Raw genomic sequence first — 14645 nt, forward strand, 5'->3', positions numbered from 1 at the left:
GCCGCAGATGCCGCCCACGTGTCTTCCGGCGTCGTTGACGGGAAAGTTACTGGCCAGTAACTTTATATACTGCACGGCCCCGCACCGGCGTACTAGGCTTTAGGCATGCCCCCGTGCGGGACCTCGGATATCAAAGGAGCTATAGTGCGCGAATTCAGTGTTCCGCCTCTTGTTGTAGTCCCACCGGAAACCAACATCACCGATCTGGTGCTGCGGCAGGCAGCCAAGGCCGGCAACCCCGCACTCTTTTCGCGGCGCGACGCCTCCGGGTCCTGGCAGGACATTTCCGCCACTGATTTCGTGGCCGACGTCCGGGCGCTGGCAAAGGGGTTGATGGCCAGCGGAGTGGGTGCCGGCGACCGCGTGGGCATCATGTCCCGCACCCGGTACGAATGGTCCCTGGTGGATTTCGCAATCTGGTTCGCCGGCGCGGTCTCCGTCCCCATCTACGAAACTTCCTCGCCCTCCCAGGTGGCCTGGAACCTGGGCGACTCCGGCGCGGTGGCCGCTTTCGGCGAGGCAGCCCACCATGAGGACATCATCCGCCAGGCGGTAACGGCGGAAGGCCTGGCATCCCTCCAGCACGTGTGGCAGCTGGAAGGCGAGGGACTTGACGCCCTCCGCGAAGCCGGCCGGGAGGTCAGCGACGACGATCTTGAAGCCCGGAGGAAAACAGCCACCCTGGGTGATACCGCCACCATCATCTACACGTCCGGCACCACAGGCAGGCCCAAGGGCTGCGAACTGACGCACGGCAACTTCGTCGAGCTATCTGACAACGCACTGGCCATCATTGGCGAGATCGTCCACGAGAACGCTAAGACCATCATGTTCCTCCCGCTGGCGCACGTCTTTGCCCGCTTCATCTCCGTCCTGGCCATGGCTGCCGGCACCACCGTGGCGCACACACCGGACATCAAGAACCTCCTGGCGGACCTCCAGAGCTACGAGCCCACCTTCATCCTGGCGGTGCCGCGGGTCTTCGAAAAGGTCTACAACTCTGCCATGACCAAGGCGGAGGACGCCGGCAAGGGAGCCATCTTCCATAAGGCAGCCGATACCGCCATCGCCTTCTCCAAGGCACGGCAGGAGGGCCGCGTCGGCCTGGGCCTCAAGCTGCGCCACGCACTGTTCGACAAACTGGTCTACGGCAAACTGCGGGCCGCGATGGGCGGCCATGTTGCCCATGCGGTGTCCGGCGGCGGCCCGCTGGGCGAGCGGCTGGGCCACTTTTTCCAGGGCATCGGGCTGCAGGTGCTTGAAGGCTACGGCCTGACGGAAACCACCGCACCCATTACCGTGAACACCCCGTCGCTGATCAAGATCGGGTCCGTGGGAAAGCCCCTGCCCGGAAATGCCGTGAAGATCGCCGAGGACGGCGAGATCCTCGCCAAGGGCGTGTGCGTAATGCGCGGCTACTACAAGCGGCCCGACCTCACCGGCGAAACGTTCGACGACGGATGGTTCCGTACCGGGGACATCGGCCGGCTCGATGACGACGGCTTTGTGTGGATTACCGGGCGCAAGAAGGAGATCATTGTCACCGCGGGCGGCAAGAACGTCATCCCCGCCCTGCTCGAGGACCAGATCCGGGCCGATGCGCTGGTCTCGCAGGTGCTGGTGGTCGGCGACAACCGGCCGTTCATCGGCGCCCTGGTCACGCTGGACCAGGAAGCCCTGCCCGGCTGGCTGCAGCGGCACAACCTCCCGGCAGACACTTCCCTGGCGGACGCCGCCAAGAACCCGGTAGTCAAGGCGGCAGTCCAGGACCTGATCACGGCCGCGAACGCGTCGGTTTCCCAGGCCGAGGCCATCAAGTCCTTCCGCATCGTGCCGGCCGACTTCACCGAAGCGTCCGGGCACCTGACGCCGTCCATGAAGGTCAAGCGGGCCCAGGTCATGAAGGACTTCGAAACGGTCATCGAGGAGATGTACAGCTCGCCTCGTCCGTAGGTAGCGCCACAAAGAGGCAGGGCCCTGTCCGGCAGCGTGCGTAAAAGGGGCCCCGCGCCCCCGCTCTCCGCGAAGCGGCCTTAGCGGGGCGGGGGGAATAGCACGCAGAGGATCGGGCCCTGCCTCAACCGAAGCCCATTAACAATTGAAGGGTCCTCCCAACGGGGAGGACCCTTCCATTGTTAATCGAGCGTCCGGGCTCTACTGCTCGACCACCAGCAGCAGGTCCCCGCCCTCCACCTGCTCGATGGATGAGATGGCGAGTCGTGAGACTTTGCCGGCCACCGGCGTCGTAATGGATGCTTCCATCTTCATCGCCTCGATGGTGGCTACCGTGTCTCCTGCCTTGACCTCGTCGCCGGCCTTGACCGTCACCGTAACGGCGCCCGCGAACGGTGCGGCCACGTGGCCGGGCTGGGCCGGGTCTGCCTTTTCGGCAGCCTTCACGTTGCTGACCACGGAGCGGTCCCGCACCACGACGGGCCGGGACTGGCCGTTGAGGGTACACATGACGGTGCGCATGCCCTTTTCGTCCGCCTCGGATACCGCTTCCAGCGACGCGATCAGCCGCACGCCCTTCTCCAGCTGGATCTCGTGCTCAGTGCCACGCTGCAGGCCGTAGAGGTAGTCGCGGGTATCCAGGACGGAGATGTTGCCGTAGGTTTCGACGCTCTTCAGGTAGTCCTTGGTGGGTCCATCGAAGAGCAGCCGGTTCAGCGTGTGCTGGCGGGTCTTGGAATCGGACTTCAGGGCCGCGCTGTCCTCGGGGCTGAGCTCCACGTCCCTGACCTTCACGCTGCGGCCCTGCAGGGCCTTGGTGCGGAAGGGCTCCGGCCAGCCTCCTGGCGGATCGCCGAGCTCGCCGGACAGGAAGCCGATCACGGAATCCGGGATGTCGTAGTTCTGCGGGTTCTCGTTGAAGTCCGCCGGGTCCGCGTTCAAGCCCACCAGGTGCAGGGCGAGGTCGCCCACCACCTTGGAGGACGGCGTCACCTTGACCAGGTGCCCAAGGATGCGGTCGGCCGCGGTGTACATGTCCTCGATGGCTTCGAAGCGCTCCCCCAGTCCCAGCGCAATGGCCTGCTGGCGCAGGTTGGAGAGCTGGCCGCCGGGGATCTCATGCTGGTAGACGCGACCGGTGGGGCCGGGAAGGCCGGACTCGAACGGTGCGTACACGCGGCGGACCGCTTCCCAGTACGGTTCCAGCGAACTGACCGCAGCCAGGCTGAGCCCCGTGTCCCGCGGAGTGTGCGCCAGGGCTGCCACCAGGGCAGAGGCCGAGGGCTGGCTGGTGGTTCCTGCCAGCGACGCCGACGCGACGTCCACAGCGTCAACACCGGCATCCACGGCGGCCAGCAGCGTGGCCAGCTGGCCTCCTGCCGTGTCGTGGGTGTGCAGGTGCACCGGCAGGTCGAAGCGTTCCCGGAGGGCTGAAACGAGTTTCGCTCCCGCGGCGGGACGGAGCAGGCCGGCCATGTCCTTGATTGCCAGGATGTGGGCGCCGGCGTCAACGATCTTCTGGGCAAGACCCAGGTAGTAGTCAAGCGTGTAGAGCGTCTCTTCCGGATCCAGCATGTCCCCGGTGTAGCAGAGTGCCACCTCGGCCACCGCGGTGCCGGTGGCCCGGACCGCACGGATGGCCGGGGCCATCTGGCTGACGTCGTTCAAGGCGTCGAAGATCCGGAAGATGTCGATGCCGGTGGCGGCAGCCTCGTTCACGAAGGCTTCGGTCACCTCTTCAGGGTACGGCGTGTAGCCCACGGTGTTGCGGCCACGGAGCAGCATCTGCAGACACACGTTGGGGAGCGCCTTGCGCAGCGCAGCGAGGCGGTCCCAGGGGTCTTCGCCGAGGAACCGGAGTGCCACGTCGTAAGTGGCCCCGCCCCAGGCTTCAACGGACAGCAGTTCCGGCAGCAGCGCGGTGACGGCGGGTCCGGCCGCCACCAGGTCGCGGGTGCGGACGCGGGTTGCCAGCAGCGACTGGTGGGCGTCCCTGAACGTGGTGTCCGTGACGGCCACCGCGTTCTGTTCGCGAAGCGCCTTGGCAAAGCCTTCGGGGCCCAGCTCGAGGAGCCTCTGCCGGGAGCCCGGAACGGCCTGTTTGTCCTTGACCGACGGCAGCTTGCTGGCCGGGTTGGAGTGGACCTTGAGTTCGCCGTTGGGCTTGTTGACCGTGACCTCGGCCAGCCAGGTGAGGAGCTTGGTGCCGCGGTCCGCAGAGACGCGGGCCTTGAGCAGCTGCGGGCGCTCGTCAATGAAGGAGGTGGCGACGTCCCCCGCGATGAAGTCGGGATCGTCAAGCACTGCCTGCAGGAAGGAAATGTTGGTGGAGACGCCGCGGATGCGGAATTCCGCCAGGGCCCGGCGTGCACGGGCGACGGCGGACGGGTAGTCCCTGCCGCGGCAGGTGAGCTTGACGAGCATGGAGTCGAAATGGGGGCTGATTTCGGCACCGGAGTAAACGGTGCCGCCGTCGAGCCTCACACCCGCGCCGCCGGCGGAACGGTAGCCGGTGATCTTTCCGACGTCCGGACGGAAGCCGTTGGCGGGGTCTTCCGTGGTGATGCGGCTCTGCAGCGCCGCGCCACGCAGCTTGACGGTGTCCTGGGAGAGGCCGAGGTCGGCGAGTGTTTCTCCGGCGGCGATCCGCATCTGTGCCTGCACCAGGTCGACGTCGGTGACTTCCTCGGTGACCGTGTGTTCCACCTGGATGCGCGGGTTCATCTCGATGAAGACGTGCTGGCCGGCACGCTCCCCGACCGTGTCCACCAGGAACTCCACCGTGCCGGCGTTGACGTAGTTCAGGGCCTTGGCGAACTTGACGGCATCCCGGTACAGCGCCTGCCGGATGCCCTCGTCGAGGTTGGGGGCCGGGGCGATCTCGATGACCTTCTGGTGGCGCCGCTGGATGGAGCAGTCGCGTTCGAAGAGGTGCATGACGTTGCCCTCGGCATCGGCCAGGATCTGGACCTCAATGTGCCGCGGGCGCAGGACGGCCTGTTCCAGGAACATGGTGGGATCGCCGAAGGCGGCATCGGCCTCGCGCATGGCTGACTGCAGGGCTTCGGGCAGGGCCTCACGGGTGTCCACCCGGCGCATGCCGCGGCCGCCGCCGCCGGCCACTGCCTTGGCGAAGATGGGGAACCCGATCTCGTCGGCCGCAGCGATCAGTTCGTCCAGGTCCTTGGAGGGCGCGCTGGACTTCAGGACGGGAACGCCGGCGTCGCGGGCTGCCTTCAGCGCCGCTACCTTGTTGCCCGCGAGTTCAAGGACCTCAGCAGGCGGACCAACAAAGGTGATGCCCGCGGCCTTCGCGGCCCGGGCGAGGTCCGGGTTCTCGGAAAGGAACCCGTAGCCCGGGTAGATGGCGTCCGCACCGGACTCCTTTGCCACCCGCACTACTTCTTCTACGTCCAGGTAAGCCCGGACGGGGTGGCCCTCTTCGCCAATCAGGTAGGCCTCGTCCGCTTTCTGGCGGTGGATCGAGTTTCTGTCTTCATGGGGGAAAACGGCAACCGTCTTGGCGCCCAGCTCGTAGCCGGCGCGGAAGGCCCTGATCGCGATTTCGCCGCGGTTGGCCACCAGAACTTTGGAAAACATACTTCTCCTGCATCATTGCGGGTGGATCGGTGAGTGGTCACAGTGTCTAGGACCTACAAGGACAAACACAAATCTTTGTGGCGACCATCACTAATTTCCCCGTCATGTCCCGAAGCCTTCTGCCGGCTCGGGCGGAAACCGCCCCGGCAGCACAGTCGGTGCCATGCCGACGCCCAATAAAGCAGGATTCGCCGACGCATCAACATATGATGAGTAGGGCGGCAGGACCGTCCGGCTTCGGCACTGCCGGAGCAAACATTACCCCCAACACGGCATCCGGCGTTAGGTTTTGGTCTCTCAAGTGCAAGTAGTCAGCATCAGCAGCCTTAAGGGTGGAGTCGGCAAGACTTCCGTCACCACAGGATTGGCGTCTGCGGCGCTGGCCGCGGGCATCAGCACGCTGGTGGTGGACCTTGATCCGCACGCGGATGCCACCACTGCGTTGGGAGTCCAGCCCGGCGACCAGCTGGATATCGGCCGGATGCTCAAGAGTCCCCGCCGGGCAAAGCTGTCCGAAAACGTGGTGCGCAGCAGCTGGACCGCCAAGACCCAGTCCAACGGCACCGGCTCCGCCGTACTGGACGTCGCAGTCGGCTCTGCCTACACCGGCATCTATGACCGGCCGGACCTGGGCCGCCGCGACCTGCGCAGGCTCTCCTCTGTCCTGGCCACCGGGGACGACTACCAGCTTGTCCTGGTGGACTGCCCGCCGTCCCTGAACGGCCTGACCCGGATGGCCTGGTCCGCCAGCGACAAGGTGGCGCTGGTTGCCGAGCCCGGCCTGTTCTCGGTGGCCGGCACCGAGCGGACCATGCGGGCCATCCAGCTTTTCCGCCAGGAGTTCGCCCCCAACCTTTCCCCGGCAGGCATCGTGGCCAACCGGGTGCGGTCGGGTTCCTCGGAACACGCGTACCGGCTTGCGGAGATGGAGTCCATGTTCGGAGAACTCCTCCTGAGCCCGCGGATTCCGGAACAGGCCAACTGGCAGCAGATCCAGGGCGCCGCCCACCCCGTGCACCACTGGCCCGGTGATTCCGCGAAGTCCGCTGCGGCCCTGTTCGATGAACTGCTGGCCAACCTGATGGCTGTCGGCAGCGGCCTGCGCAGCCGCGCCAGGTAGGGCAACCCGCCTGGTTAACAGCCAAGGGGCCGCCCTCCGGATGGAGAGCGGCCCCTTGCTCAATATTTCAGCTGATCTTGCGCGCTGCCCTGCGCTTGCTCAGTTCGTCGTCCGGAAAGGACGGCTCAGCGGCATGCTCGCTGGGAAGCGAGGCCAGGCTGCCCTCCACCTCACGCCAGACCCGTCCGACGGCAATGCCGAACACACCTTGGCCGCCCTGGACGAGGTCGATGACCTCGTCAGCGGAGGTGCACTCGTAGACGCTCGCGCCGTCACTCATTAGGGTGATCTGGGCGAGGTCTTCGACGCCGCGTTCCCGCAGGTGTTCCACGGCGGTGCGGATTTGCTGCAGCGATACCCCTGTGTCCAGGAGCCTCTTGACGACTTTCAGGACCAGGATGTCGCGGAAGCCGTACAGTCGCTGGGAGCCGGAACCGGCGGCGCCGCGGACCGCGGGCTCCACCAGGCCGGTGCGTGCCCAGTAGTCGAGCTGGCGGTACGTGATGCCGGCCGCCTTGCATGCGGTGGGCCCGCGGTAGCCCGCGTCCTCATCCAGCACAGGAAGGTCTTCGGTAAACAGGAGGCCCTGGGCACCGCTCGCCGGCACAGCAACACCAGCCGTGGGCTGCTTCAGCCCGCCTGCTTCACCTTTGGGACTCACCTGGATCCTCCTTGTCATACGCTCCCGGGGAAACTGCTGCAGCAGCAGTGCATGAAGACCATGCATGTAATTTTCGCGGGGCGCACTTTCCAGTGTGACTTGCGCGGCTGCCGTAAGCAATGGGAACTCGATACTTCGACGTTAGGCCCGGGGGGTCGCAAGGTCAAAGACCCTGCAGGGTTATTAGGGGCGTGTCGAAAGATTCACCCTCAACATTAACCTTAACGTGACCTCAGCCGTCGAAATCCTCGGGCTCAACATCGTCCAGGAACTCCCGGAACCGGCGCAGTTCGCGCTCTTCATCAACGGTGGGACCGGGTTCCGTGTCCTCGCCCTCGTCATGCTCGGTGATGCGGACTCCGGCCTCATCCATGACTGAATCCGCGCACCAAATCCGGCACTTTGCGCGCAGGGCTATGGCCAGCGCGTCCGAGGCCCGCGAACTGACTGTTGTCCCGTTCTCGAACTGCAGCTGGCCGTAGAAGATGTTGTCCTCCACCGCAACGATGTTCACGCTGACCACCGAGTGCCCCAGCGACTCCACGACGTCCACCAGGAGGTCGTGGGTCATGGGGCGGGGCGGGACCACGCCCTGCTGGGCAAGGGCAATGGCACTGGCTTCAGGCGTCCCGATCCATATGGGGACATGCCGTTCCCCGTGCATTTCCCGAAGCAGGACCAGGGGCTGGTTGGAAGGCAGTTCGATGCGAACGCCCACAATCTCGACTTCAATCATCAGATGTCCATGCGTGAGATATGGTCCTGCACCAAGGCACGGTGCAGGGTGAGGCAGAGGTCGCTAATCTCACGGGCGGCCTCAGCTGCCCGTGCCTGGGACGCGGAGTCCTTGCGGGACGCCAATGGCGCCACGACGCGCTCCACCAGGCCAAACTCCCGTTCCGCAGCCGCCTGGAAGGGGCGGAGGTGGCGGGGTTCAAGCCCGTGGCTCTCCAGCTGGACGCAGGCGCGCGCCACCTGGAGGGCGTGCTCATCGAACTGGCCATTGCTGTGGCTGATCAGGCCGAAACTCAGGAGGGACTGCAGCAGCGGCACACTGGCACCGGATTCCGTGCGGAGCTGCTCTTCCGTAAGCTTGCGCCCCCGGTTCTGCAGTTCCGCCGCCAGCTCATCCGAGACGATGCGCGGGGACACCACGACGCCGGGCGGGAGGTTCTCGGGGCGTTCGCCCCTGTCGATGGCATCGAGGTAGTCCTTGATGACTTTCAGGGGGAGGTACTGGTCACGCTGCAGGGCCAGGACGAACCGCAGCCGCTCGACGTCGCCGTCCGAGTACTGGCGGTAGCCCGCCGGTGTCCTGCGCGGGTTGATGAGCCCTTTTTCCTCAAGGAACCTGATCTTGGACGCAGTCATGCCGGGAAAGTCCCCGCTGAGCTGTGCGAGGACTTCCCCGATGTTGAGGACCTGGGGTCCCCGGCGTTCCGGTTGTGCCATTGCCACAGGCAGCGGTCCCCGGTTCAGCCGCGGCCTGCAGCGTTGGCAGGGCTCATGTAGAAGGTGAGGCGGAACTTGCCGATCTGGACTTCGCTGCCGGACTTGAGCTCCACGCTGTCCACGCGGTCGTGGTTGACGTAGGTGCCGTTCAGGCTGTTTTTGTCCACCACTTCGAAACTCCGGGCGGTGCGCCGGAACTCGACATGGCGGCGGGAAACGGTGACGTCGTCCAGGAAGATATCCGCATCCGGGTGCCGTCCGGCCGTGGTGACATCGGAATCAAGCAGGAAGCGGGCGCCGGCGTTGGGGCCGCTGTGCGCAACCAGCAGTGCTGACCCGGCCGGGAGCGCCTCAACCGAGCTGCGCTCATCGGACGAGAGTTTGGGGGCAATCGTGGGCTCATCCCTCACCGGGGTGAGATGGATCGAAGTAGTCTCCGACGCCCTGGCCGCACCCGAGCCGTGTTCCCCGTCGGCAGGGTTCTGTGTGTGGCCAGCCATGGACTCCTCCTCTTTCCGTTGCTGCCCTCAGGCCTGCAACCAACATCTGCCCTCCGGACCTGCAACGCAGGCCCGGTCCCGGCCCGCCGATCCGGCCGCTGACGTGCGAAGACGTTCTGCCTTCACGGCGGGGCCGGACCGGAAATACCGGTTAACTTTAGCCTACCTGCTGTTCGTACTCCGATGCACTGAGCAATGATTCAACGGCGTCAGCTTCGGCGAGCTTGATCTCAATGAGCCACCCTTCACCGTAGGGATCTGTGTTGATCAGCGCGGAATCGGTGTCCAGTGACTCGTTGCGGGCCACAACTTCGCCGGTTACAGGGGCATAGATGTCGCTGACGCTCTTGGTGGACTCCACCTCGCCCACAACTTCGTTCGCCGTAATCTTGGTGCCAACTTCAGGCATCTGGGCGTAGACAACGTCCCCGAGTGCGTCCTGGGCAAAGTCGGTGATGCCTACCCGGACCACGCCGTCGGCATTGGGGGCGGTGACCCACTCGTGTTCGGCTGTGTAGGACAGATCTTCGGGAATGTTGCTCATCAGGGGCCTTTCATCGGGTCGAACACCAATGTCAACGGGGCCCCGGAACGGGCCGCCGCTGAAAGTATAGGCACATCTGCCCGGGCGTTCGGCGGGGTTTCTGCCAAGATGGGACGCATGAGCGCATGCACAGCCGGCGTCCACGTCGGGGAAGGCAGCTAGCGGATGCCTGAGCTGCCCGAGGTCGCCGGCCTTGCCGGGTTCCTGAGTGACCACCTGCAGGGAGCGGTCGTGTCAAAAGTGCAGATCGTTTCCTTCGCCGTCCTCAAGACGGCCGATCCCCCGTTCAGCGCCCTCGAGGGCAGGACCGTCACAGGCGTACGGCGCTTCGGCAAGTTCATCAGCATTGACACCGGCGGCCTCTCCTTCGTCTTTCACCTGGCCAGGGCCGGCTGGGTCCGCTTCACGGACTCCCCCACCGACGCCCAGCTGAAAATGGGAAAAGGGCACATCGCCGCCCGCCTTGCCTTCACCGGCCCCGGGGGCCCGCGCGGCTTCGACCTCACCGAGGCCGGAACGAAGAAGAGCCTTGCGGTCTACGTGGTCCGGGATCCGCAGGAAGTGCCGGGTATAGCGTCGCTGGGGCCGGACCCCTTCGCTGAGGCGTTCGACGCCGACATGCTGGCTGAGATCCTTGCCGGCAGCTCCCAGCAGATCAAGGGGCTCCTGCGGAACCAGGGCGTCATCGCCGGGATTGGGAACGCCTACAGCGACGAGATTCTGCATGCGGCAAGGATCTCCCCCTTTGCCACGGCCAAGTCCCTGGACCGCGGAACCGTCCAGGTCCTGTACGACGCCATCCACACCATCCTTGGCACGGCGATGGCCGAGGCGCAGGGCAAGCCGCCCAAGGACCTGAAGGACGTCAAACGGAGCCACATGCGCGTCCATGCGCGGGCCGGTCAGCCGTGCCCCGTGTGCGGAGATACTGTCCGCGAGGTTTCCTTCGCCGATACTGCCCTGCAGTACTGCCCCACCTGCCAGACCAAGGGCAAGATCCTGGCTGACCGCAGGACCTCTAAGTTCCTGAAGTAGCCAAGGCAATGCGGCGGTGCGTTTACGGGCTGTTAGAGGCGCTGGAGGAACCAGCCTTCAAGCATCTCAGTGTTCCATGATGGTGCGCGGACAAGGATCATGTCCCGGTCCTCATGGAGGACCTGATTGACGCCTTCAGCACCAGATAACTCGCGGACCAGCCGTTCCACGTCGGCCGACCGTTCATGACAGAGTTCATCGCTTAGACCAATCTCGAAGTCGTACCCGCCCGGTTCGCCCCGGATGTCCTCAACCTCGAGAATGGGCTCAGGCTCCGTGGTTCCGTCAGTGAGCACTGATTCTTGGTTTAGTTGTTCGATTAGCGCCCGCGCGTACGCCTCGATCCTGTCATCGGACGATTCCCGGACCCGGTTTAGTGAGGCGCGCGCGTCCACTACCGGCAGCCCGGGCAGGAAGTTATGGGTCTCTCCCGTGCCGCTGACGAGGACCGGATGGTTGTTCAGGTGGTAGCGCTTTTGAGGACCGCGTGCCACGTCCCACCGTGCATTGGGAGCATGCCCGAGCACGACTTCCGCCAGGTAGGACACAAGGCCGTCCAACAAAGTCAGGGATTCCAAGGAAAGGGTGCGCTCTTCCGCGGTGGTGAAGCGTTCCCACGATGGCCACATCTCCGGCGGCACGGAGGCGGGGTCGGTGGCACCGTAGGCATCCAGCCTGGCCAGATGGGACAGCAACCAACGCCACAGCGGCACCAGGCTCTCAAGGCTTCCGTCGAGAAGTGCTTGGGGGTCCTGCCCGTCTTCCACCAAGCGCTCCCGAAGCAGCGCAAGTGCGGGACCGCGTTCTTCAAGAAACTCTTGGAGGGCGGCCGCGGCCTCGGGTCTAGTCAGTTCGCGATAGTTAGTCATGGCAGATGGACAATGTAGGGGGATACCTTTCGCGTCGAGCAAGTCCAGTACGCGTGGATCCCACCGGACTTGAGAACTGACCGCCTCACGTCAGCCCCTTGATTCCGTGGTGATGGTAAGCGCAGGACCGCCGGCAAATTCACATGAAAAAACGTGGCGCACAGGGCGCCGTCCCCGCAACAAGCATCGTTGCTCCCCAGCAAGCGTACGGATAGTTGGGCCAAACGTATGGCAGCAATAATCAAAACACTAGAGAAACCTGCTGAGCGTTTTAGTAAAAAGGACGACAGGTCTGGTCACACCCAACGGTGCTGGTTGAGGTTTCATCGGGCGGGATTCCCACGGTGGTTGCGGACACGGCCAGTTAAACACCACAGGCCGCCTCCGGATTTCTCCGAAGGCGGCCTGTGGTGTTGTGGTCGGGCTGACAGGATTTGAACCTGCGACCCCTTGACCCCCAGTCAAGTGCGCTACCAAGCTGCGCTACAGCCCGCTGGTTCCGCCGTTCTCCGCTGAGCTGAACCCTCAAATCACTCCGAGGATTTCACCAGCAGTCCGGCCGAACCACCTAGAAGAGCTTACACGATTCCGGAGGGTGCCAGTGACACTTTCCGGCTTCCGGCGCTCCGCGTGTTGCGGAGATCACCGGAATCAACGCTTCTTGCCCCGCTTTTCCCGGACCCGCATGCTGACCTCGATGGGGGTGCCCTCGAAGCCGAAGGTTTCCCGGAGGCGGCGGGTGATGAAGCGGCGGTATCCCGGGTCCAGGAATCCGGTGGTGAACAGCACGAACTTCGGGGGCCGGCTGGACGCCTGGGTGCCGAAGAGGATGCGCGGCTGCTTGCCGCCTCGGACGGGGTGCGGGTGCGCGGCAACGAGTTCGCCGAGGAAGGCGTTCAGGCGGCCGGTGGCGATGCGCTTGTCCCAGTTCTCCAGTGCCAGGTCCAGGGCGGGAACCAGGCGGTCCTTGTGCCACCCGGTCTTGGCAGAGATGTTCACCCGGGGTGCCCAGTTCACGTGAGCCAGGTCCTGCTCGATTTCACGTTCCAGGTAGCGCCGGCGTTCGTCGTCGAGCAGGTCCCATTTGTTGAACGCCAGCACCAGGGCACGGCCAGACTCAATGGCGAGCTGCAGGATCCGGACGTCCTGCTCGCTGAGGACCTCATCCACGGCGAGGAGCACGACGGCGACCTCCGCCTTTTCGAGTGCGGCCTGGGTCCGCAGGGAGGCGTAGAAGTCCGCCCCCTGCGCCATGTGCTGGCGGCGGCGGATGCCTGCCGTGTCCACGAAGCGCCACGTCCGGCCGCCGAGTTCGATGAACTCGTCCACGGGGTCGCGGGTGGTTCCGGCCGTGTTGTCCACCACTACGCGCTCGGTGCCTGCCAGCTTGTTCAGCAGCGAGGACTTGCCCACGTTGGGGCGGCCGATCAGGGCAATGCGCCGCGGGCCGCCGGAACGGTCGGTTCCCTCAATGGTGGAGAACTCTGGGAGCACGTCCATCACGTGGTCCAGCAGGTCCGCAACCCCGCGGCCGTGCAGCGCCGACACCGGGTAGGGCTCACCAAAGCCCAGGCCCCACAGGGTGGCCGAGTCCGCTTCCTGCGCAAAGTCGTCCACCTTGTTGGCCACCATGATGACCGGCTTCTTGCTGCGGCGGAGCATCTTCATGACACCTTCATCGGTGGCCGTAGCCCCTACTGCGGAGTCCACCACGAAGAGCACGGCGTCGGCGAGTTCAACGGCCATCTCGGCCTGCTCGGCCACGCGGGCGTGGATACCGCGGGCATCGTGTTCCCAGCCGCCGGTGTCCACGAGGGTGAAGTTGCGGCCGTTCCAGCTGGCGGAGTACATGACGCGGTCGCGGGTGACACCGGGGGTGTCTTCAACCACTGCTTCACGCCGGCCCAGGATGCGGTTCACGAGGGTTGACTTGCCCACGTTGGGGCGTCCGATGATGGCCAGGACCGGATCAAGCTTGACGGGGCCGTCGAAGTCCTCGTCGCCGTACTCGCCGCTGAGCAGTGCGGCGTCTTCCTCGTCGAGGTCATAGTCCTCCAGGCCCGCCCGGAGGGACGCGGCGCGGAGCTCGGCCTCCTCGTCGTCAATGGCAGCCAGCCGTTCGGCCACCTGGTCCGTGCCCGTGGGCGTGTAGTCGTCTTCGCCGGCGCCGGGGTGGCCGGGAGTTTGAGTCATATCGCTCATTGCACTGTCCTTAGTGGTCATCTGCCGGCGTCCCGGCTACTGCTGTTAAGTCTTTATGGGCATCTGCCGTGGGCAGGGGCTGCCCGCTGAGTTGAACGGAGTCCTGGACGTGCCCAGCCAGCGCAGCGCGGATTTCCAGCGCCGCCCTGTCCATTGAAGCACGCCCGCTTTCCCCGGCCCTGCGGCCAAGGGTGAGGGCATTTCCGAAGCTGACGTGGAAACGCCTGCCCGGCCGTGGCACTGAATCAAGGTGTTCGTCGCCTCTGCGCGTACCCAGGATGGCCACCGGAACCACCGGCGCTCCGGAGTTCAGCGCCAGCCAGGCCACGCCGCCGTTAATGTCCGCAGCCGCCCCGCTCCCCCGGGTACCTTCGGGAAGGATCCCTACGCACCGTCCGGCGTCGAGCACTTCCTTGCAGCGCTGCAGTGCCGCGCGGTCGCCCCTCCGGTCCACCGGCAACTGGCCCGAGGCGTTGAGCACCCGGCCGAGGAATCCCTGGAACATTTCCTGCTTGACCAGGATGTGCATGGGCCGTGGCGAGGCACCGAACATGACCGGCCCGTCCAGGAAGCTGATGTGGTTCGCGGCGAAAATCACCGGGCCTCCGGTAGGCACGTTGTCCTTGCCCGTGACGGTGGTCCGGTACACCAGATGGTCGAGGATCCAGCCCACAGGCCTGCTCCACGTCATGGTCAGCCCGGACGGGAC

At 65.2% G+C, this 14645-nt stretch carries 12 protein-coding genes and 1 tRNA gene; 3 read left to right on the plus strand and 10 right to left on the minus strand.

The genetic code is table 11. The features are described from left to right. Positions 1-144 precede the first annotated feature (144 nt). Positions 145-1953: an AMP-dependent synthetase/ligase gene (locus PV768_RS15660; RefSeq protein WP_421093472.1), complete on the plus strand. Its 1809-nt coding sequence runs from the start codon at positions 145-147 to the stop codon at positions 1951-1953. 201 nt (positions 1954-2154) lie between these two features. Here PV768_RS15660 and PV768_RS15665 read toward each other — a convergent pair whose 3' ends face one another. Then, positions 2155-5553: a pyruvate carboxylase gene (locus PV768_RS15665; protein ID WP_157238523.1), complete on the minus strand. Its 3399-nt coding sequence runs from the start codon at positions 5551-5553 to the stop codon at positions 2155-2157. A 301-nt stretch (positions 5554-5854) separates the two neighbouring features. Between PV768_RS15665 and PV768_RS15670 the strand changes: the two genes are divergently transcribed. Continuing rightward, positions 5855-6673 (plus strand): ParA family protein, encoded by an 819-nt coding sequence (locus tag PV768_RS15670; RefSeq protein ID WP_370460339.1) that lies wholly within the window; start codon positions 5855-5857, stop codon positions 6671-6673. A 67-nt stretch (positions 6674-6740) separates the two neighbouring features. Here the strand turns inward: PV768_RS15670 and PV768_RS15675 are convergent, their stop codons facing one another. The 5 genes from PV768_RS15675 to gcvH form a co-directional block, all read right to left on the minus strand. Next, positions 6741-7334 carry a MerR family transcriptional regulator gene (locus PV768_RS15675; protein WP_321215910.1) on the minus strand — a complete coding sequence of 198 codons (594 nt, stop codon included), beginning with the start codon at positions 7332-7334 and terminating at the stop codon, positions 6741-6743. A gap of 232 nt (positions 7335-7566) precedes the next feature. Then, entirely contained in the window at positions 7567-8070 is a 504-nt protein-coding gene (locus tag PV768_RS15680; protein ID WP_013600629.1) for a bifunctional nuclease family protein, read from the minus strand. Then, positions 8070-8786 (minus strand): MerR family transcriptional regulator, encoded by a 717-nt coding sequence (locus PV768_RS15685; RefSeq protein WP_104997481.1) that lies wholly within the window; start codon positions 8784-8786, stop codon positions 8070-8072. Before PV768_RS15685 ends, PV768_RS15680 begins: the two co-directional genes overlap by 1 nt. A 23-nt stretch (positions 8787-8809) precedes the next feature. Next, positions 8810-9286 (minus strand): FHA domain-containing protein, encoded by a 477-nt coding sequence (locus PV768_RS15690; protein ID WP_157238525.1) that lies wholly within the window; start codon positions 9284-9286, stop codon positions 8810-8812. A 157-nt stretch (positions 9287-9443) separates the two neighbouring features. Continuing rightward, on the minus strand, positions 9444-9830 hold the full coding sequence (gcvH, locus tag PV768_RS15695) for a glycine cleavage system protein GcvH (RefSeq protein ID WP_157238526.1): 387 nt from the start codon (positions 9828-9830) through the stop codon (positions 9444-9446). Between the two features lie 165 nt (positions 9831-9995). Between gcvH and PV768_RS15700 the strand changes: the two genes are divergently transcribed. Continuing rightward, positions 9996-10865 (plus strand): Fpg/Nei family DNA glycosylase, encoded by an 870-nt coding sequence (locus PV768_RS15700; RefSeq protein WP_421093473.1) that lies wholly within the window; start codon positions 9996-9998, stop codon positions 10863-10865. 32 nt (positions 10866-10897) lie between these two features. On the opposite strand, the gene PV768_RS15705 is transcribed toward PV768_RS15700, so the two are convergent. The 4 genes from PV768_RS15705 to PV768_RS15720 form a co-directional block, all read right to left on the minus strand. Continuing rightward, positions 10898-11734: a hypothetical protein gene (locus PV768_RS15705; RefSeq protein WP_421093474.1), complete on the minus strand. Its 837-nt coding sequence runs from the start codon at positions 11732-11734 to the stop codon at positions 10898-10900. Positions 11735-12150: 416 nt separating this feature from the next. Then, positions 12151-12227: transfer RNA gene (locus tag PV768_RS15710), tRNA-Pro, on the minus strand. Between the two features lie 158 nt (positions 12228-12385). Continuing rightward, positions 12386-13936, minus strand: coding sequence for a ribosome biogenesis GTPase Der (gene der, locus PV768_RS15715; RefSeq protein WP_421093475.1), 1551 nt, complete (start codon positions 13934-13936; stop codon positions 12386-12388). Positions 13937-13946: 10 nt separating this feature from the next. Then, positions 13947-14627 carry a lysophospholipid acyltransferase family protein gene (locus tag PV768_RS15720; protein ID WP_157242547.1) on the minus strand — a complete coding sequence of 227 codons (681 nt, stop codon included), beginning with the start codon at positions 14625-14627 and terminating at the stop codon, positions 13947-13949. Positions 14628-14645: the final 18 nt, after the last annotated feature.

The organism is Pseudarthrobacter sp. CC4, assembly GCF_048957775.1.
GTDB lineage: Bacteria > Actinomycetota > Actinomycetes > Actinomycetales > Micrococcaceae > Arthrobacter.